Source organism: Prolixibacteraceae bacterium (assembly GCA_019720755.1).
GTDB classification, from domain to species: Bacteria; Bacteroidota; Bacteroidia; order Bacteroidales; family Prolixibacteraceae; genus Halosquirtibacter; species Halosquirtibacter laminarini.
In genome coordinates this window covers 3,387,219-3,408,875 of sequence record CP081303.1, presented here as the reverse complement: position 1 = coordinate 3,408,875, position 21,657 = coordinate 3,387,219, and the positions used below count along the sequence as shown (strand labels likewise).

Here is a 21,657-nt window from a genome sequence, read left to right as displayed (position 1 = left end):
ATCACCACGTTGGTCATGTGGGTATATAAGGTTTTTTTGATATGACAAGAAAAAACAACCTAATCTGTCGATTTTCTTAAACCGTTCTTGTCGGCTCCAGAAAGGAGGTGTTCCAGCCACACCTTCCGGTACGGCTACCTTGTTACGACTTAACCCCAGTCACTAGTTTTACCCTAGGCCGCTCCTCTCGGTAACAGACTTCAGGCACCCCCAGCTTCCATGGTTTGACGGGCGGTGTGTACAAGGCCCGGGAACGTATTCACCGCGCCATGGCTGATGCGCGATTACTAGCGAATCCAGCTTCACGGAGTCGAGTTGCAGACTCCGATCCGAACTGAGACCAGTTTTAGAGATTAGCATCCTGTCGCCAGGTAGCTGCCCTTTGTACTGACCATTGTAACACGTGTGTAGCCCTGGACATAAGGGCCGTGCTGATTTGACGTCATCCCCACCTTCCTCTCACCTTACGGTGGCAGTCTCTCTAGAGTCCTCAGCTTAACCTGTTAGCAACTAAAGATAAGGGTTGCGCTCGTTATGGGACTTAACCCGACACCTCACGGCACGAGCTGACGACAACCATGCAGCACCTTGTACGTCGTCCGAAGAAAGGTCTATCTCTAGACCGGTCGCCGTACATTTAAGCCCAGGTAAGGTTCCTCGCGTATCATCGAATTAAACCACATGTTCCTCCGCTTGTGCGGGCCCCCGTCAATTCCTTTGAGTTTCAATCTTGCGATCGTACTCCCCAGGTGGATTACTTAAAACTTTCGCTTAGCCACTGACTGTGTATCGCCAACAGCGAGTAATCATCGTTTACGGCGTGGACTACCAGGGTATCTAATCCTGTTCGCTCCCCACGCTTTCGTACATCAGCGTCAGTTATACCTTAGTAAGCTGCCTTCGCAATCGGTGTTCTGAGTAATATCTAAGCATTTCACCGCTACACTACTCATTCCGCCTACCTCAAGTATACTCAAGTAATACAGTTTCAATGGCAGTTCTACAGTTGAGCTGCAGGATTTCACCACTGACTTATATTACCGCCTACGTACCCTTTAAACCCAATAAATCCGGATAACGCTTACACCCTCCGTATTACCGCGGCTGCTGGCACGGAGTTAGCCGGTGTTTATTCATATGCTACCTTCAGCTACTTTCACGAAAGTAGGTTTATTTGCATATAAAAGAAGTTTACAACCCATAGGGCAGTCATCCTTCACGCGGGATGGCTGGTTCAGACTTGCGTCCATTGACCAATATTCCTCACTGCTGCCTCCCGTAGGAGTCTGGTCCGTGTCTCAGTACCAGTGTGGGGGATCATCCTCTCAGAACCCCTAGACATCGTTGCCTTGGTAAGCCGTTACCTTACCAACTAGCTAATGTCACGCATGTTCATCTTGTACCGCCGGAGCTTTAATTATCGAGCCAGGCGACTCAATAATACTATGAGGTATTAATCCAAATTTCTCTGGGCTATCCCTCTGTACAAGGCAGATTACATACGCGTTACTCACCCGTGCGCCGGTCGTCGTCTGGTAGCAAGCTACCTCCGTTACCCCTCGACTTGCATGTGTTAGGCCTCCCGCTAGCGTTCATCCTGAGCCAGGATCAAACTCTTCGTTGTATAAAAAGTTAATTAATTTAGCTCAACAAAAACTCAAAAATCTATTGATTGACGGTTGCTTTTTTGTACTTGTCATTATCAAAAAAATATCTTCAAAGAACTTATTTCTTATTCATCCACCGTCGCCGTTGCGCCGATGTTTTTGCGGTTGCAAAGATAAATCATTTTATCTTTAAACTCCAAATGTTTTTTCATTTATTTTTCGTCTCCGAAAAACTAAAAAACAATGTTCGCTTTTTTAGAACGTGAGTGCAAAGATAACACTTTACATTTTTAAGATCCAAATAAAAATTGATTTATTTTTTTCACTTAAAATCACACTCTCAATTATTTCAAAATCTAAAACCTTGTCAATCTTCTGCTCTTCTATCAGCTTCTTATGTCTTCTCTTTCTCATCTCGCTAGAATCAATGGAGTCACACAGCGGAAGGGATAATATTCAGAATCTCTCAATGTTGTCTTAGAACGAAGTGCTTTTGTTGTTAAAAGCGATGCAAAGAAACATCTTTTTAATCCATAATTCCAAATAAAAAACTAACTTTTTTATAAATACATCAAAGAAGCACGAAGAGATAAAATATATATCACCATTTCAGAATCTACTTGTTTCATTTAAAATACAAAACTAATTTTAACATATCGTAAAAATATTTCAACAAATGGTGACAAATAGCAATTAAAAACAAATCATTTTAATTAACTTTATATAAAATAAGTAAAATCAGAATGAGTCATTTATATAATTGAAAAAGCAGATAGAATAACAACAAACATCAAAATAAATATGAATTTTTTAAAAACCCTTCTGTATTGTATCCCTCTTTTTTTTGCATGTTCTCAAAAAAAAATCGAATACAGATGCAACGAAACCCCCAAGTCTCTTGTTGCCCAATATACCAACATCGATTTAAATACGGATCTTTCTGGCTACAATAAATCAGACAAGAAGATGATCAAGGCACTCATTAAAGTTTCAGATATAATGGATGATCTATATTGGAGACAATCATGGGGAAGTAAACAGGTCTTATTTGATCATGTAAAAGATGAAGACTTAAACAAGATGATAGCTATTAATTATGGTCCATGGAATAAGTTAAACGAGGACAAATCGTTTATTGTTGGTATAGGAGAGAAGTCCCTTGGAGCTGAATTCTATCCTAAAGACATGACCAAATCAGAATTTGATGAATTAAATATTTCAAACAAATCAAGTCACTATACTATTATTAGAAGAGATTCGAATCAAATATTAAATGTAGTGCCATATCACATTGCATATAATATAGAGTTAACCAAAGCATCCAAACTAATTAATGAAGCAGCACAATATGCCAAAGATCCAACATTTAAAAAATATCTTTTAGAACGTGCCAAGGCTTTAACAAATGATAAATACTATAATAGTGATCTGACTTGGATGGATCTAAAAAATAATGATATTGATTTTATCGTTGGTGCCATTGAAAGATATGAAGATAGACTATATGGAATGAAATATTCATACCAGGCAATGTTAATGAAAAGAGATAAAAAATGGTCTAATAAACTAGACAAAATCATCCATATGCTGCCAGAACTACAGGCATCTCTTCCAGTCGCACCTGAATATAAGAGTGAGATACCATCCAGTAACTCACAATTAGATGTATTTGATCTGTTATATGCAAAAGGTGATGCCAATGGTCCAGACAAAACTATTGCAATAAACCTACCAAATGACATTAATATTCAGAAAAAGAAAGGATGTAGAAATATTCAACTTAAAAATATTATAAAAGCAAAGTTTAATAAAGTGATGCTTCCGATAACAAGAGTATTAATCGATAACAATCAACAAAAATACGTTACATTCGATGCGTTTTTCGAAAACACAATGTTTTTAGAAATCGGACATAGTATGGGAATGAAAAGGACTGTACACAATAAAAACAAGGTAATTGATTGCTTAAAAGAACAATACTCCGTGATTGAAATGGGTAAAGCAGATATAGTCGGACTTTATCTTATAGATCAAGTAAACAAACAAAACATAGAGATAATCCAAAATGATATAAAAGAGAATTATGTAACCATTATGACTAGTATCTTTAGAGCACTTCGTTTTGGTACAAGTAATACTGGAGGGAGAGCAAATATTATAAAATACAATTACTTCTGTCAAAAAGGAGCATTTGAAAAGAATATGATCACTGGAAGATATCATGTTAACTTTAAAAAGATGCAAAAAGCAATAGTTGATTTGTCAAAGCTATATCTAACAATACAAGGAGATGGGGACTATGATAGAGCAAAAGATTTTATTGACAACTATGCCATTATCCCAGCAGATCTACAAGCAGATTTAAAAAAACTAGAAAAGGTTAATATACCGAAGGATATTCAATACAAGCAAGGACTAGATGAGTTAAGTCTATAAAAAAGTAGAGGTAGTCTCATAGAGACTACCTCTACTTTTATGAATAAAACGAGCTACTGTTTCACTTCAAAGATTTCACTAAAAATACTTTCATTACTAAGTCTGTCGACAGATGTAATAACATAGTATTTTTTTCTTCGAAATAATCTCAAAAACTTACGTGGAATTTCAAAAGTCGTCTTCGAAGATATTTGAAGTATATCTTTGGAAGAAAGATTTGCAAATTCATTATAGTTGTTAAAACCATAAACGACATAGAACTGGGCTTTATTAAACTCTCCTCCCAGGATAGGGTCCCAATAAATTTGTCTTCCCCCTTTCACCCTTTTAATAGCAACATTTGTTGGAAATGAAGGAGGCAAGGAGTCGATCCACGACATATTTGGAGTTAAAGCAGGAGTCGACAGATATGTATTTCGAAGAGAATCTTTTAGTCCCATCATATTCGTTTTAAAGAACTTCGCAGAATAAAATGAGAAACCTGATACTCCTTCTACTTCTCTATCAATCTTAATCTGCTCAATAGGTTCATTACAACTTTGCCATGCATTACTACTCGCATTAGGTTTCATTTTATAAAGAGCATTTCCAACATAACAATGGCGTCCTTTATTATTTTCACCCCACCAATGAGCAAGAGTCTCGTAATCCACTCTTGGTTGACCTCGATACCAATAAATTTGTGGCAACATATAGTCAATCCATTTCATCTCTTGCCATAGTAACACATCGGCATACAAATGATCATAGTTTGTCATGCCACCAGTGGTATCAGAACCTCTTAAATCACTTCTTCTTTCACGCCAAACACCAAAAGGGCTTATTCCAAACTTCACCCAAGGCTTAATAGAGTGTATACTATCACTTAACTGTTTTATGATTAGGTTGACATTATTTCGTCTCCAATCCTTAAGCTGTGATTCAGAGAATTGATTGGTATATTTTCTAAAGGTTAATGAATCGGGAAGTTGCTCTCCAGCAATTGGGTATGGATAAAAATAGTCATCAAAATGAATCGCATCCACATCATATCGACGCACCACATCTGATACAACATTGGCAACCCAATCTCTAACTTGAGGAATTCCTGGATCAAAATAACTTTTTTTACCATATTGAAAGGTCCAGTCAGGGTGAATCTTTGCAATATTAGAATCACTCAACACATCATCTTGACTTTGTTTAATACGATAAGGGTTAAACCAAGCATGTAATTCCATTCCTCTCAAATGACACTCTCGAATTACAAAAGCAAGCGGATCAAAATACTGTGCAGGCATTTTCCCTTGACTACCTGTCAGATATTTTGACCACGGCTCATAACTAGAATGGTATAGGGCATCGGAAGTTGGTCTTATCTGAAAAATAACAGCATTTAAATTGTATGACTTTAAAGTATCTAACAAGACAGAAAGATCATGTTTCTGTTTTGCTACATCTCCTCCTCTTTGTAATGGCCAATCAATATTGGCAACCGTTGCGATCCAAGCACCTCTAAATTCGTGTTTCTTTAACGAAATATTTTTCTGGGCAAACAATACACCAGAGAAGATTATCAGTGTTAAAACCAACAAGGATCTACTCTTATTTAACAGCATATATTTTAATCTATTTTAGAATTATGATTACAAATATAAATTATTATTTCGGCATATCACTCACTTCAATATAGGCATAATAGTGACTAATAAAAGCAGAAATATGTTCGTGCATTGCGTCTTCTGCTAAAGACTCATTACGATCATGAATGGCTTTATATATGATCTCATGCATTCCACATATCTTTTCTTTACCAGCATAACCACTCTCATGATAAATAGAATCACAAAGTTTAGGGAGTAGATTAAATACAGGCTCCATACTGACTAGAACAAATCGGTTATGGGTTGCTTGAGCAACAAGCTGATGAAACTCAACATCTAACGCAGCTGTTTGATGGTCTGTATACTCAGTAAATAAACGTGACTTTTCTATATTACGGCGTAAACATTCGAGATTGTAACCATTCCTAAATTTAGCGGCCATTCTAGCAACTTTAGGCTCAAAATTTAGCCTAAAATCCACTAAATGAGGCAACAATTTTTCATTAAAAGTAGAGTTGTAAAAATGGTTTACAGAGTCAAGTGCATTATTCAAAGCATAATGAGAAACATATACACCACTACCCTTACGAATCTGTACTAACCCCTTTGCAGCAAGCGTACGTAAAGCCTCCCTTACGGTAGTTCTACTTACAGATAGCAATTCACTCAACTCTCTTTCAGATGGCAAACGTGTACCTTCTTGTATCTTTTTTTCTAGAATTGCAGACTCAATTGTCTTAGTCACACGGTTGACAAGAGTCGTATCTCCATCTATATTATTGAAAATATTATTCATCACAAGCAAAGAAATAAAAAGACTTTTTAAAATTGATCTGCCTCTATTCGTTTAATAATGTGTAGTAACATCTTATCGTCCTCTTCATCAATCGAAGTATTCAGGTTTGCACCTGCCATAAAGGCCATACCTCTCCACAACCAAGCATTTGCAGTACCTCGAAAATCTTTTATCAAAGCATAAGGAGATTTTCCAGTCTGATAGCTTATTAATTTAAGTAGAAGTTTATTCTCAGAATAACTTAAAGCCTTCACCGTATCTATATAAGTTTCATAAACATGTTTCTGGTACCACTTTATGTACTCTTTTCTTTTCTTTTTAGAATGATACACTTCATCGTACTCTTTATTAACCTTTTCATACTCCTTTAAAACAATCAAAGAGACAGGATACACTCGTCTTAACCGATTTTCTAATTTCTCGTAACGTTTTTTCTGTCTTCCATTTTTAAACCGGTAAGGAGGAATGATCGTTATCTCGGACAAATCCACATGCATTATGGAATCTGTATAAGAGATCTCTATCGAATTATCCTTTTTTTCTTGAGCAATAACAGATGTATTTGCAACAAAAACTAAAAAAGGCAAAACGATAAAAAAGAAAATAATACGTTTGTTCATTACATAAATAAATCAATAATAGGAATTAAGCTCCTATTTGAGCCCAAGTTATAAAGAATTATAGAAGACTAAAATAAAGAAGGGAAGATAATAATCTTCCCTTCTTCTATTTATACCGAGTACAATATTTAGTTCTCATTATTTTCAGCTTTTTTTACGAGAAGGTTCATATGAGGCAAAAACAATTTTGTAAGCATTTGTCCTCCTAGAGGTGGAGCTTGATCAATCTTATTCGTTAATAGAGTACGAACGCATACTACTTTATAACGACTCCCTTCATCAAATATTTGGGTATCTCCCCCCTTAATAGTCAATGATGTAGCACCATCATCATCAACAGTATAACTTTTAACCAGCTCTTGGTTGTTAATATTAGACTGTCCTGAAGTATTTCCATCATCTGTTAAATCATCCTTATAAATATACACAGACATAGACTCATCTGCCACTAACTCCACATCCCATGTAATTGTAAGTGGATCTCCAGCAGATATTTCCATCACTGACATCCAAACATCACACATATTTATAGATGCAATATTTTTATAGGTCTGTCCATTATCCCCTTCAATAGAGAAAACACCTTGAAAAATAGTTTTATCTTGCTTATAAAGAGCATATCTACTGCCATATGCATCATAAGGAAGAACCTCATTCTCAAAAGTAATTTTATTCCCACCAACTAGTTCTGTAGTATAGTTATTATCATTAAAGAACTGAATTTGAACTAAACTATTATTTTTTTCCATATCACACTGCAAAGACATCGTCATAGAAGTCTCGGCAATAGACTTAGGCTTAAAGTCGTCACTAATACATGAAGTGACAAAAAGAGCCAAACAAATTACACTTAGGTGATTTAAAAGTTTCATAAGAGTTGAATTATTTATCTAGTTTTCAAATATAAACATGCAAATGCAAAAGATATGCCAATAATATTGTAATATTTTTATAATACGTTAAAAAACAAAAAAACCACTCTCTAAACAAGAAAGTGGTTCACAATTTTAATTTTCTTATTCTACATATATGATTCTATTGGATCACATGTACAAACTAGATTTCTATCACCATAAGCATCATCTACTCGGCCAACAGGCACCCAGAACTTACTCTCTTTCAACCAAGGGAGAGGGAATGCTGCTTTAGATCGTGGATAACTATGATTCCATTCATCTGCACTAATCACAAGATCAGTATGAGGAGCATTTTTCAAAACATTATCCTCTTTATCTACTTCACCATTCTCTACCTCTTTTATCTCAGCATAGATAGTATTTAAAGTTTTAATAAATCGATCTAACTCATACTTCGATTCACTTTCTGTTGGCTCGATCATTAAAGTTCCATGAACAGGGAATGACAAAGTAGGAGCATGGAATCCATAATCCATTAATCTTTTTGCGATATCAGACTCAGTTATACCAGAAGTTGCTTTTACACCACGACATTCTAGAATAAGCTCATGACCAACACGTCCCTGGGCTCCTTTATAAAGAACCCCATAAGTATCTTTAGTATGGTGTGCAATATAGTTTGCATTAAGGATCGCGACTTCCGTAGCCTTTTTAAGACCATCAGCACCCAACATCTTAATGTAACCATAGGTAATCGTTTGAACCAAAGCACTACCCCAAGGAGCAGAAGAAACAGCATGAATTCCAACATGTCCATTATTAATAACAGGATGAGATGGAAGACACTCAACAAGGTGTTTTGCGACTCCAATAGGACCAACACCTGGGCCCCCACCACCATGAGGGATTGCAAATGTTTTATGTAGATTTAAATGACATACATCTGCACCAATAAAACCTGGATTGGTCAACCCTACCTGTGCATTCATATTGGCACCATCCATATAAACCTGACCTCCGTTTTGATGAATTATATTACAGATTTCACGAATCTCGACTTCAAACACACCATGAGTAGAAGGATAAGTAATCATACAAGCAGCCAAATCATCTTTATGTTCGATTGCTTTCTCCCTCAAAGCTTCCACATCCACATTTCCATTTTCATCACATGGTGTAACCACCACTTTCATTCCAGCCATTACTCCGCTAGCAGGATTCGTTCCATGGGCTGAAGATGGGATCAAAACAATATTACGGTGTTTATCACCACGACGGATATGATACTCTCTAATCACCATTAATCCTGCGTACTCGCCTGCTGCTCCTGAATTAGGTTGCATAGACATATCTGCAAAACCAGTGATCTCACTCAAATCACGTCTAAGCTCCTCAATCATTTCATGATAACCTAATGCTTGATTTTTAGGGATAAATGGATGTAATCCATTAAACTCGATCCAACTCAAAGGCAACATTTCGGTTGCTGCATTCAACTTCATTGTGCAAGATCCAAGAGAAATCATCGAATTGAGCAAAGAGATATCTTTACGCTCCATTCTTTTAATATAACGAGCCATTTCAGTCTCGCTACGATAGCGATTAAACACCTCCTGTTTCATGAACTCAGTCGTACGCTTAAATTGTCCAGTATAAGCTTTAATCTCTGGAAAATCTTTCACTTCTGGTTTTTGAAAATTTGCTGCTTTTGCAAACACCTCAAGAATCCAATTAATATCCTCTAGGTTTGTTGTCTCATCAATTGAGATACCAACATCTCCATTATCAAAATATCGGAAATTCATCTCAAGATCCACTGAGAACCACTCTATATCTTCACGCTTAACATGAGCAGGAAGAACAATTCGTAAAGTATCAAAATAGGTCTTATTGGCTTGACAATAACCCATCTCAATCAAACTATTAGACAAAAACGAAGCAATAGTATGTATTCTATTTGCAATCAATTTAATCCCTTCAGGACCATGATAGGTTGCATACATTCCCGCCATCGTAGCCAAAAGTGCTTGAGCAGTACAAATATTAGATGTAGCTCTCTCTCTTTTAATATGTTGTTCTCTTGTTTGCAAAGCCATACGAAGTGCCTGATTTCCTTGAGCATCTTTTGTGATACCAATGATACGACCAGGCATATTACGTTTAAACTCTTCTTTTGTTGCAAAGAAAGCTGCTGCAGGACCACCATACCCCATAGGAATACCAAAACGCTGAGAAGATCCCAAAACGACATCAGCCCCCCAATCACCAGGTGCTTCCAACAAAGTCAAGGCCATAAGGTCAGAGGCAACAGCTACACGAACCCCCACATCATGACACTTATCTGTAAATTCTTTATAATCCAATACAACCCCATCAGAGTTTGGATATTGAACCAAGACTCCAAAATAAGTGTCATCTAAAGTAACCTCACAGAAGTCGCCAACCACCAATTCAATACCTAGTGGCTCCGAACGTGTGATCAGAACATCTAATGTCTGAGGCCAAACCTGTTCATCGACAAAAAACTTAACAGCTTGTTTCTTTTTTCTGCCTTTAGCATTATTAAGCATAATCATGGCCTCAGCTGCAGCTGTTCCTTCATCTAATAACGATGCATTAGCAAGCTCCATACCTGTAAGTTCAGCAACCATGGTTTGGAAATTCAATAGTGCCTCTAATCGACCTTGCGATATTTCAGCTTGATATGGAGTGTAAGAAGTATACCACGCTGGATTTTCTAAGACATTACGAAGAATTACCGAAGGAGTAATCGTATCATAATACCCCATTCCAATATAGGTATTGAACACCTTATTTTTAGCAGCGAGCTCCTTGATATGTTTGAAATATGCCCTCTCTGTCATAGCAGGAGTAAGCTTCATCTCACCAATACGTATATCACTAGGTACAGTCTGAGCTATTAGCTCATCCATTGTATTTACCCCTAATTCATTGAGCATTAGTTTTAATTCGTGGTCTCTAGGACCAATGTGTCTATCTACAAATTTTTCGTATGGCATAACGAAGTATATTTTAATAGCAAACCATCATGTATTTACAAAATAATAGTATACAGATAGTCTACCATGAATAACATTGATACAATTTAGCGATTCATTAAATCACTAGCTAATGTTACTACTGATTTAAAGAAAAAAGAGTGATAATAATCATTTTAAAATGACATTTGATATAAAATTAATCACAAAATAGACAGAAGTGTAACTTTCATATTGTATAACATAAAAATAGCATACTCCACAGAAGAAGAGTTCTAAAAAGATGAGATTTAATACCTCAGAGATCACGCTCATCACATGATTACGTTCTGAAAATATATAGAACTCTAATCAAAAGGAATTAAAATATATCACACGAAAGTTTTATACAGCGTAAAAGAAATAATACAATGCAGCTAGGTTCCTTTAAGAGAGAGTGTACTAAAGAGAGGTATTCTTTTTTTCAATACAGCAGGAACAAAAAAAGAGGCTCATGAAGAACCTCTTTGAACCATTAAATTTCATCCAAACTATTGAAGGAATGGGTTATTCCTTTTTTCATTTTCGATACTTGTTGAAACACCATGTCCAGAATAGATAATTGTTTCATCAGGGAGAATAATCACTTTGGTCTTGATTCCACGAATCAATTGTTCATAATCTCCTTTGTATAGATCCGTACGACCAATGCTCCCATTGAATAACACATCACCGCAAACCATAAAATGATCTGATGCACTATAAAAAACAATACTTCCTGGTTCGTGTCCCGGAACATGTAAAGTATCTAAAGTACTATTTCCAAAATGAATTTTATCTCCTTCTTGAATCTCTTTACTAATTGGTGCTGCTTCAGGAACATCTATCCCAAACATCGCACCTTGAGATGGACCTTTATCCATAATCTCTTGAGAAAATGCATGAGCCTCTATATCTAAATTCCACTTTTTAGAAACAAAGTTATTTCCCCAAATATGATCAAAATGTCCATGAGTATTTAAAAGACGAACTGGTGATAGGCCTTTATTTTCAATAAAATCAACTAATTGTTGTTCTTCTGAAGAGTTAGAGCATCCTGGATCTATAATGACACACTCCAAAGTTTCGTCCCAAATTACATAGGTATTAACCTGAACAGGATTAAAAGTTAAACACGCAATATTCATCATAACATTATTTTTTATTCTCTTCCTCTTAACATAGGAACAAAAGCAAAAGTTCCATAGTTATCTATCTTAAATTCACTACCTATTCGCCTAATTTTAAGCATCTCTTGTTTGGCTCCAGCTCCGACTGGAACAACCATCACCCCTCCATCTGATAGTTGATTTAAAAGTAAATTAGGCACTTCAGGAGCAGCTGCTGTAACAATGATACGATCAAATGGTGCAATAGTTGGTATTCCAATATTTCCATCAGAATAGTACAAACGTAACTTATATCCTAGTTCCGTTAATCGTTGTTTTGCATTTTCATGAAGAGAGAGATGTCTTTCCACGCTATAAACCTCAGCTCCTAGCTCGCATAGGATAGCAGACTGATAACCTGATCCAGTTCCTATTTCCAAAACCTTCATCTTGGGAGCGATATCGAGTAAAGAGGTTTGAGCGGCAACAGTGAAAGGTTGAGAAATGGTCTGATTGGCTCCAATAGGGAAAGCCATATCTTTATATGCATAACGAAGAAATGATTGCTCAATAAATAAGTGACGAGGCACACGAATCATTGCATCTAAAACAATAGGGTCAAAAGACCCTTTTTTTGCCAATTGTTGCACCAATCTTCTTCGCAATCCTTGTTGTTGTATGGTATCCATCATCTCGAAATCTACTGAAGAGAATATATTAGTATTAAGCAATCGAAAATAATAATTTTAATTCACTTGTTCTTAGATATTACGATAAAAAAATAAAAACTCAATTGTAAAATAATATCACAAATTATTCATTCTGTGATCTATATTAGATCTCACCTCTGTCGATAGCTAAAACAATTTGTTCAAGAAGAAAATCTTCACCATAAGGGTCATATCTACTTTTGAGATCTTGCCTGAAAATACGTGCTACAGATTGCCAAAAAAAAGCGGAAAAACCTCCTCTGAACTCCTTAATAATTTGGTAAGAGGTTAATTGAACCTCTCTATCAATGAGACGTATTAAGATCCGACCTTCACTCATTTTCATTTTACGGATTAAAGGCTCATATTCTTTCAACAACTGTTTCTCCAAACCTTTAGCAAATTTCTTTCTATCCCTTTTCCTATGAAATGAGTCATACTGTGACTCATATTCTAAAACGATTTTTCGTGCATTTTTAGCCATAGGATATACCTTTTTCACCTTCTTCACCAATCGATAATATCTTCTCCAATATCTCTTATTTTGATTAGGTATAACCTTCACCTCAGGTAAGAGTAAAGGTTCATTCGTCAAAGAGTCCTGTTTTATTATTAATTCATGAGAACATGAATACCCACGATGCGAAGCAAAAACAGGTAGTACACACAACAAAAAGTAGAAAACTATGAGAGAACGATAAGCATTCATAATGATTCTGTAAATTATTGTAATTAGTACCATGATTATTCCAAAGTAAGGAAGAAATAATAATCATACCTAAAATAGTTATAATAAATTATATTTGTAAATAGACAGTATTCAAACAGATAATCGTATAATCAATGAAAAAATTTCAACTCAATGTAACTTCTGAAATTGGGAAATTAAATGGAGTGATTGTTCATACTCCTGGGATAGAGGTAGAGAACATGACTCCTGAGAACGCAGAAAAAGCACTCTATAGTGATATTCTAAACCTCTCAATTGCTCAAAAAGAGTATGCTCAATTTAAAGGAGCTCTACAAAAGATTACAAACGTATTTGAGGTGAAAGACCTTCTCTCAGAGACCTTAAAAAGTCATGAAGCAAAAGAAGTTCTATTAGAGAAGATATGTTGTGAAGAAAAATGTTTTGAGATCATCGAAGATCTAAAAAGCATTCCTAGCGAAGAGCTTGCAGTACAACTTCTACAAGGGGTACCTATCCAAAGAGACAATTTAACCAAATACCTTACAGAAGACCGCTTTGCTCTTCGCCCATTGCATAATTTCTTATTTACAAGAGATGCATCTATGAGCATGTGGGATAATGTGCTTATTGGTAAAATGGCAAGTAAAGTAAGAGAACGAGAGAGTTTTATTATGGATACGATATTCCAATATCATCCAACAATACAAGCTAAAACAATTAACCCATTAACGGAGAAACGTAAATTCCCTCTTGATCCAAGAGTGTCTATTGAAGGAGGAGATGTACAAATTGGAGCAGAAGATCTTCTTGTTATTGGATGTGGAAGTAGAACAACTACACAAGGAATAGATTTTATCATCGAGACGTTAAAACAACGAAAAGACGCACCGAAACATATCATTGTACAAGAGTTACCTCATACTCCAGAATCATTTATACACCTTGATATGGTTTTCACATTCCTTGCAGAAGACAAATGTATGGTTTACGAACCTCTTATATTAGGTAGAAATAAATATCAGACAATACACATCGAGATTGATAATGGTAAAGTCAAAAAGATTGAGACTGAAGAGAATCTATTAAAAGCATTAGCCAAACGTGGTATTGAACTTGATCCTGTACAATGTGGAGGAACAGCAGATAGATGGACCATGGAGCGAGAGCAGTGGCATAGTGGTGCCAACTTCTTCTCATTCGCACCTGGTAAAGTGATAGGATATGCTAGAAATGTACACACCATTGAGGAGATGAACAAACATGGTTTTGAGGTAATCACAGCCTTAGACTTTATTGCAGGTAAAAAAGAGGTGAATGACTATAAAAAAGTCGTTGTCACTATCGAAGGATCCGAACTTGCTCGTGGTGGTGGTGGTGCTCGATGCATGAGTATGCCTATTCAACGAGAATCTTTTAATTGGTAATAATACTTTAAAGAAAAAAAGGGAAAACGATATGTTTTCCCTTTTTTCTTTATCGTCATATGGTGCAACATCAAGCAAAAGGCTACATCATAAATAATTCACCGATAGGATCTTCTAATAACCATTTAGAAGATTCTATAATTATGATATTTTACGAATCTTAATCTTCTTACCAATAGAAAGAGAACGAGCATTTGAAATCCCATTAAGACGTTTTAATGAATTCTCAGAAACTCCTTCATACTTCTTTGCTATTTTCCATAGTGTATCATTCTTGCGAACCGTATAGTACTGAAATTTGCCATTACTAGAACTAGACGCAGAAGCAATAGTTTTTTTATAACCTCTTGCCCCAATCGCTTCTTGTTTCTTAACAAAAGACATATTGTTAAAACCTTTGTAATAACTATACTTAGATGCTGGAACATAAACGACAAGTTTCTGTCCAACACGAATCATGTTACGACGAATGTTGTTCCAGTACCTTAAATCACTACTTCTAACGTGAAACCATTCTGCGATGAATCCAACATTATCACCAGATTTCACCTTGTAATAGACTTTCTTCTTCCCCTTAATATTTACATGAGCATAGCTATAAGAGCCCAACGATTTTGGAGATTTCAACCTATTGTTAGGGAAATATTTTTCTCTTTCATATGCATATACATGTGCTTCATCATCGATAAAATCAGCAATCTTATCAGCAGGCAAACGCAAGGTATATCTATTGGTTTCCGTTGCTGGAATAATATCTTTTCTATATTGAGGATTAAGTTCTCTTAGCAGATCAATGGAGATACTCATCTCTTTAGATACTTGTTCTAAATGCAAATAGCTTCCCACCATTAATGTATCGGTCGATAGAGGCAAAGATCTTTTAGAAGGGGTAATACCATACTCATCCGCATAATTCATCACATAGGTTGCTGCAATAAAAGAGGGAACATAACCGCGTGTTTCACGAGGAAGGTGATAATAAATATCCCAATAGTTTCTCGCACCACCACAACGACGTATTGCCTTATTCACATTTCCTGGACCACAATTATATGCAGCGATAACCAATTGCCAATCTCCATATATTCTGTAAAGATCTTTCAGAAACTTTGCTGCAGCTTCGGTAGATTTATATGGATCGCGTCTTTCGTCCACATAACTATTGATACGCAACTTATATTGCTTTCCTGTCCCATACATAAACTGCCATAGGCCTGAAGCTCCAGCTCTAGAGAAAGCGCGAGGGTTTAAAGAAGATTCAATAATTGGAAGATATTTAAGCTCTAAAGGCAAGTCGTATCTATCAAGGACCTCTTCAAACATAGGGAAATAGTAATCAGAAAGCTGCAACAAATTTGCAATCTGCTTCTTTCGTCGCACAGCATACAGATTAATGAAATTCTTAACTGTATTATTGTATGATAGATCCATAAAAGAGTGAATCCCCTCAAACTGGGAGACATAGATACTATCAGACAGCATTCCATTTAAAACTTCTTTCTCATCAATTATATGATCTAATCCTTCCGTGACAGAAACAGTATCACTAGGAGTCAAAGTTTGGCATCGCCATTTTAATACCAACGAGTCAAGTCTATCAGTAAAGATATCAGAAAGGTCCTCATCAATATCAGTATACATCCATTGGTAACGACCACCAACCTCTAGCATACTTACCGTCTTAATCTGTACTCTTTGTAAACTATCTTTATCAATTGATTTGGTTTCCTGTAATGTAGCACCATACGATCCGTTGACGATCCCAAGAGCAATAAAAAGCAGGCTATAATATAACTTCATTATGATCTTTTTGATTGAGATTAAAATTTTAACTGTACTCCAACTCCCATTTGATCAGGAGTTGCATAAGGTTGGACATCCATAGACAAATTATCACTGATATCAAAAGTAGAGAAGTGTGCATCAATACTTGCATCGATGATATTTAAAAGATAAAGAGCAGCCATACCAACCACATTTAAGTCTCTATTTCTTTTATAATAAGACATTCCTGACTCTAATGATCTTTGAAGATCTTGTTGGTTTTGTGGATCTTGAAGATTGTAATTTGGATTTCTAATAAGCTGAGCTAAAAAAGCTTGTTCTTCAGAACTTAAATTTCCATAGCCTTTTGACAACAACATGTAACCTTCTTTATAATCTTTATACTGATTATTATTCCACATAAAACCATAAGTCATGGCAGCAAATCCTCCATAAATCAACGGTAATTTCCAGTATTTATGATTATAAATCTGTCCCAATCCAGGAACCAAGGCAGACATGATGGACGCTTTCTTAGGCGATCGAGGGATTAGACGATAAACAGGCTCCAACTCCATTGTGTCTAACGGTAACGAAGTAGAATCTGATATTTTGACTGTATCCATCTTAAACGAGACCTTCTTTTCTACCAAAGCAGTATCACCCTTTGCAGTTACTTTTTGTTGTCCTTGAACAGAGACCAATAAAAACAAAAAGGTAAAAAAGGTAAGAAACAAACGTCTACAATAATTACTTTTCTCCATCGACACCTATTATATTAATTTTTAGTTTGATCAAGAATTGAGATAATTCTTTCAAGTTCTTTTGGATCATCAAAAGGAATTACAATCTTTCCCTTTCCTTTATTATTCATTCTAAAATTTACTGACGTATCAAAAAAACTTCTTAAATGATCTTCTAAAGATGCAAACTCTTGAGGGAATGGATTACGTGTTTCCTTACTTTTTTTCTCATCGCTGGAAGTGATCATCTCTCCATGGTTGTAATTTCTTACGATCTCTTCCACCTTTCTTACGGAGAGTCCTTCTGTTACAATCTGGTGGAATAACTCAATTTGGAAGTCTTCATCCTCGATATTAATAATCGCACGCGCATGTCCCATAGACATTTGACGTTGTTGAAGTGCTTTTTGGATAACCGCTGGCAATTTAAGCAGTCTTAAATAATTGGATATCGTAGCCCTCTTCTTTCCAACTTTATCACTTAATACCTCTTGTGTATAGCGACATTCGTCGATCAATCGTTGATAACTCAATGCAACCTCAATCGCAGTCAGGTTCTCTCTCTGTATATTCTCAACCAAAGCCATTTCGAGCATCTGGTCATCATGTATTTCACGAATCCAACAAGGGACAGACTCTAACCCTGCAACTTGAGAAGCACGAAAACGACGCTCTCCAGCAATAATTTGAAAACGTCCTCCTGCAACTCTTCTTAAAGTAATAGGCTGAATGAGGCCAAGCTCTTGTATAGAGGTCGCCAATTCAAGGAGTGTATCATCATCAAATTCGGTACGAGGTTGAAAAGGATTTGCATCTATTTTATCTATCTCCACATGGATGATAGATGAGGATGGATCGTTTACCATATTTGCATCATCTATTAATGCACCTAAACCTCTACCTAAAGCATTTCTCTTTGCCATATTAAACTTATTCCTAACGAGTATATCTTAGATTGTAGCGAAGCTACTATTATTAACAATTATCTCTCTAGCAAGTTCTAAATATTGTTTAGCACCTGTAGATTTTGCATCATATTCAATCACTGTTTTACCATAACTTGGAGCTTCACTCAGTTTGATATTTCTAGAAATTACTGTTTTGAACACCATATTCTTGAAATGGGTCTTTATCTCTTTATAAATCTCATTCGCAAGATTTAGACGAGAGTCAAACATCGTTAACAGAAACCCTTCAATTTCAAGTGTCGGATTTAATCTATTCTGAATAATTTTTACAGTATTCAACAATTTTCCTAGACCTTCAAGCGCAAAATATTCACTTTGAACCGGAATAACAACAGAATCAGCAGCAGTAAGTGCATTCACCGTAATCAATCCTAATGAGGGCGAACAGTCGATTATGACATAATCATAATCATCTCGAATATCAAGTAACACTTTTTTCAACAACTTTTCTCTATTGGGAAGAGGTAACATCTCCACTTCTGCACCCACTAGATCAATATGAGAAGGAATCAAATAAAGGCCTGGCATTTCTGTCTTCTGTACAATCGTTCGGGGGTCCATCCCATCGATAATACATTCATATATAGTAGCAGAAACTTCACTTAAATCAAAGCCTAAACCAGTTGTGGCATTCGCTTGGGGATCGGCATCTAATACCAAGACCTTTTTTTCCAATACCGACAAACTCGCTGCCAAATTGATAGCGGTAGTAGTTTTTCCCACTCCACCTTTCTGATTTGCTAAAGCAATGATTTTTCCCATAGTTATTTATAATATTCAAAATTAGAGACTATAACAGGCCCTATTCACTCCAAAGCAAAAGTAAGATATTTTTTGCAAAATAACCTACATTGGGTCTACATCTATTACAACAGTTACCCCCTTGATTTCTGAATTTTGATTTAAGAACTGTATAATCTGCTGAATCCTCTTTTTAGAAGTAGAGACAGAATCAGATGGCCCAAACTTCAAAATAATCTGTTTCTGATATTGATTCTGTATACGACTTAATAGAGGATACTCAGGACCTAGAACTCTATTCCCAAATTGCTGGCGTAGGATCTGCGCCAATTGATCAGCAAATTGATCTACATAATTTTGGAATTTATGTTTTACGAACAACGATACCATTCTATAAAAGGGTGGATAGCAAAATTGTTCTCTATCCCTAATTTGATTTCGATACAAACCGACATAATCAGAATGAATTACATCCATAAAAAGCGGATTCTTCACATCACTTGTTTGAACTACTACTTTCCCACCTCCTTTTGCTCTTCCAGCTCTACCACTTACTTGTAACATGAGTTGAAAACTTCTCTCATAAGCACGAAAATCAGGGAAATTAAGTAGGGCATCCGCATTCATTATACCCACCACAGCAACATTAGAGAAATCCAATCCTTTGGTTACCATCTGGGTTCCAATCAATATATCCGCTTCATGATTTTCAAATTCACGAACAATCTTATCAAAAGCAAGTTTCTTCTTTGTGGTATCTAAATCTAAGCGCAATAATTTTGTTTGAGGGAAAAGCGCAGCTATTTCTGACTCTATTTTTTCTGTTCCAAAACCTATATCATGAATCTGAGAACCACTACAAGTGGGGCAAATCTTAGGCATATACATTTTATATCCACAATAATGACATACTAGAGCATTATCTCCTTTGTGATGAGTCAAACTCACATCGCAATGAAGACATTTAGGAGTCCACTGACAATCTCGACATTGAACCCAAAGCCCATATCCTCTTCTATTCTGAAAAAGGATAATCTGTTTATTATTAGAAAGAGCCTCCTTCATTTCATGATAAAGTTCCGGAGTCAAACTCCCTTGCATCGACTTAGTTCTCTTGGACTCTGAAATATCTGCAAGAACAATATCGGGCAAGGCAACATCATTAAATCGCTTATCTAGAGTAGACAAAGCATATTTTCCTATAAGGGCATTATGATACGATTCAATTGATGGTGTTGCGGATCCTAATAAGGTCTTACACTGATGAATATGAGCAAGTACAATCGCAGCGTCTCTAGCATTGTATCTAGGGGAAGGGTCAAACTGTTTAAAAGAGGTTTCATGCTCTTCATCCACAATAATCAATCCTAAGTGTTTGAATGGGAGAAAAATAGAAGACCTCGCTCCTAATATTACTTGACAAGGTCCATCCTCTACTTTTGGATCATACTGAAGCATCTCATTCCACAGCTCCATTCGCTGCCTATCGGAGATACGACTATGATAAAGTCCAACTTTGTTACCAAAGACACTTTTTAATCTACGAACAATCTGAGTCGTTAATCCGATCTCAGGCAATAGGTATAACACCTGCTTTCTCTGCTTCAAACAATCTGCAATCAAACGAATGTAGACTTCTGTCTTTCCACTCGCAGTCACTCCATGAAGCAACGCAACTTGTTTGGTAAAAAAAGAGCTCAAAATCTCTTTGTAAACTCTTTCTTGATCCAAAGAGAGAATCGGTAAGTTGTTCGTAGTTGATGAGATATTTTCATCCAATACAATAGATTGGTCATATTTCTCGACGACACCTTTTTTAATCAGAGCTTGAATCGCACTATAAGAGTATTTCGCCTTTATTTCTGACAAACTAAATGAAATGGATGAATCTCCACTTCTGGAAATATTATCATAAAAAAGAGAAAGAATGTCAAGTTGGATTGTAGAACGTCTAAAGCCTCGCATAATGATCTCCAGAGTTCTTTCGTGTTGATACTCTTTAGCCAACCTTACCATTTTTACTACCTGCTTATTTCTAGTTAATAAGCTATCGAAAGAGAAGACTCCTTGCTGAACCAAGTCTGAGACTATAGAATAGACATTTTTCTTTCCAAATTCTTTAATCAACTTCGACAGTTTCAATGCTTTGTCTCCTAAGGCATAATAGTAGATCTCTCTATACTTGTCACTCCACTCATTTTGTGTTTCCACCTCTACCTCTTCAGACACTGAGATAAGAGCATCCCCATCTAATCGTAGAGAGGTAGGAACTGCAGCTTTCATTACTTCCCCAATACAACACTGGTAATAGTTTGCAATCCAAGACCAAAAATTCAATTGAGAATCTTGTATACTAGGAACTAGATCTAAAATATCATAGATAGATTTCGTCTTATAATCAGTTGGGCAATCATGGTGTATATTGCGAACAATTGCAACCATCGGCTTATTACGGAAAGGGACCACAACTCGCATCCCTGGAACAATATTACGACCCCCATCATAATGATAAGTAAACGTAGCATTCAAGGGCAAAGGCACAATAACATCAACAAAAAAAGTAGAATCACTCATGATACAGGAATAAAAAA

Annotated in this window: 15 protein-coding genes and 1 rRNA gene; 2 read left to right on the top strand and 14 right to left on the bottom strand. The window is 36.1% G+C overall.

Annotated elements, in window-relative coordinates; all coding sequences use genetic code 11:
- Positions 1-100: 100 nt before the first annotated feature.
- A 16S ribosomal RNA gene (locus K4L44_13430) occupies positions 101-1,624 on the bottom strand.
- 784 nt (positions 1,625-2,408) lie between these two features.
- Between K4L44_13430 and K4L44_13425 the strand changes: the two genes are divergently transcribed.
- Entirely contained in the window at positions 2,409-4,043 is a 1,635-nt protein-coding gene (locus K4L44_13425; protein QZE13568.1) for a Zn-dependent hydrolase, read from the top strand.
- 53 nt (positions 4,044-4,096) lie between these two features.
- On the opposite strand, the gene K4L44_13420 is transcribed toward K4L44_13425, so the two are convergent.
- The 8 genes from K4L44_13420 to K4L44_13385 form a co-directional block, all read right to left on the bottom strand.
- The gene (locus tag K4L44_13420) at positions 4,097-5,641 is read right to left on the bottom strand and encodes a family 10 glycosylhydrolase (protein ID QZE13567.1); all 1,545 of its coding nucleotides are present in this window, start codon (positions 5,639-5,641) and stop codon (positions 4,097-4,099) included.
- 43 nt (positions 5,642-5,684) lie between these two features.
- Positions 5,685-6,422 (bottom strand): FadR family transcriptional regulator, encoded by a 738-nt coding sequence (locus tag K4L44_13415; GenBank protein ID QZE13566.1) that lies wholly within the window; start codon positions 6,420-6,422, stop codon positions 5,685-5,687.
- Positions 6,423-6,448: 26 nt separating this feature from the next.
- Complete coding sequence (locus K4L44_13410) at positions 6,449-7,042, bottom strand: DUF4294 domain-containing protein (GenBank protein ID QZE13565.1); 594 nt, start codon at positions 7,040-7,042, stop codon at positions 6,449-6,451.
- A gap of 128 nt (positions 7,043-7,170) precedes the next feature.
- Positions 7,171-7,914 carry a hypothetical protein gene (locus K4L44_13405; protein ID QZE13564.1) on the bottom strand — a complete coding sequence of 248 codons (744 nt, stop codon included), beginning with the start codon at positions 7,912-7,914 and terminating at the stop codon, positions 7,171-7,173.
- A 149-nt stretch (positions 7,915-8,063) separates the two neighbouring features.
- Positions 8,064-10,919, bottom strand: a complete 2,856-nt coding sequence (gene gcvP, locus K4L44_13400) for an aminomethyl-transferring glycine dehydrogenase (protein QZE13563.1) — start codon at positions 10,917-10,919, stop codon at positions 8,064-8,066.
- A gap of 509 nt (positions 10,920-11,428) precedes the next feature.
- On the bottom strand, positions 11,429-12,067 hold the full coding sequence (locus K4L44_13395) for an MBL fold metallo-hydrolase (GenBank protein ID QZE13562.1): 639 nt from the start codon (positions 12,065-12,067) through the stop codon (positions 11,429-11,431).
- Positions 12,068-12,078: 11 nt separating this feature from the next.
- Positions 12,079-12,717 carry a protein-L-isoaspartate(D-aspartate) O-methyltransferase gene (locus tag K4L44_13390; protein QZE13561.1) on the bottom strand — a complete coding sequence of 213 codons (639 nt, stop codon included), beginning with the start codon at positions 12,715-12,717 and terminating at the stop codon, positions 12,079-12,081.
- 142 nt (positions 12,718-12,859) lie between these two features.
- On the bottom strand, positions 12,860-13,330 hold the full coding sequence (locus tag K4L44_13385; GenBank protein ID QZE13560.1) for a DUF4294 domain-containing protein: 471 nt from the start codon (positions 13,328-13,330) through the stop codon (positions 12,860-12,862).
- A 248-nt stretch (positions 13,331-13,578) separates the two neighbouring features.
- On the opposite strand from K4L44_13385, the gene K4L44_13380 reads away from it, so the two are divergent.
- A complete protein-coding gene (locus tag K4L44_13380; GenBank protein QZE13559.1) occupies positions 13,579-14,850 on the top strand; it encodes an arginine deiminase in 1,272 nt (423 codons plus the stop codon).
- 141 nt (positions 14,851-14,991) lie between these two features.
- Here K4L44_13380 and K4L44_13375 read toward each other — a convergent pair whose 3' ends face one another.
- The 5 genes from K4L44_13375 to priA form a co-directional block, all read right to left on the bottom strand.
- Positions 14,992-16,650 (bottom strand): transglycosylase SLT domain-containing protein, encoded by a 1,659-nt coding sequence (locus K4L44_13375; GenBank protein QZE13558.1) that lies wholly within the window; start codon positions 16,648-16,650, stop codon positions 14,992-14,994.
- Between the two features lie 20 nt (positions 16,651-16,670).
- Positions 16,671-17,378, bottom strand: a complete 708-nt coding sequence (locus tag K4L44_13370; protein ID QZE13557.1) for a hypothetical protein — start codon at positions 17,376-17,378, stop codon at positions 16,671-16,673.
- Positions 17,379-17,392: 14 nt separating this feature from the next.
- Complete coding sequence (locus tag K4L44_13365; GenBank protein ID QZE13556.1) at positions 17,393-18,280, bottom strand: ParB/RepB/Spo0J family partition protein; 888 nt, start codon at positions 18,278-18,280, stop codon at positions 17,393-17,395.
- A gap of 27 nt (positions 18,281-18,307) precedes the next feature.
- Entirely contained in the window at positions 18,308-19,087 is a 780-nt protein-coding gene (locus tag K4L44_13360; GenBank protein ID QZE13555.1) for an AAA family ATPase, read from the bottom strand.
- A gap of 84 nt (positions 19,088-19,171) precedes the next feature.
- Positions 19,172-21,640, bottom strand: coding sequence for a primosomal protein N' (gene priA / locus K4L44_13355; protein QZE13554.1), 2,469 nt, complete (start codon positions 21,638-21,640; stop codon positions 19,172-19,174).
- Positions 21,641-21,657 lie beyond the last annotated feature (17 nt).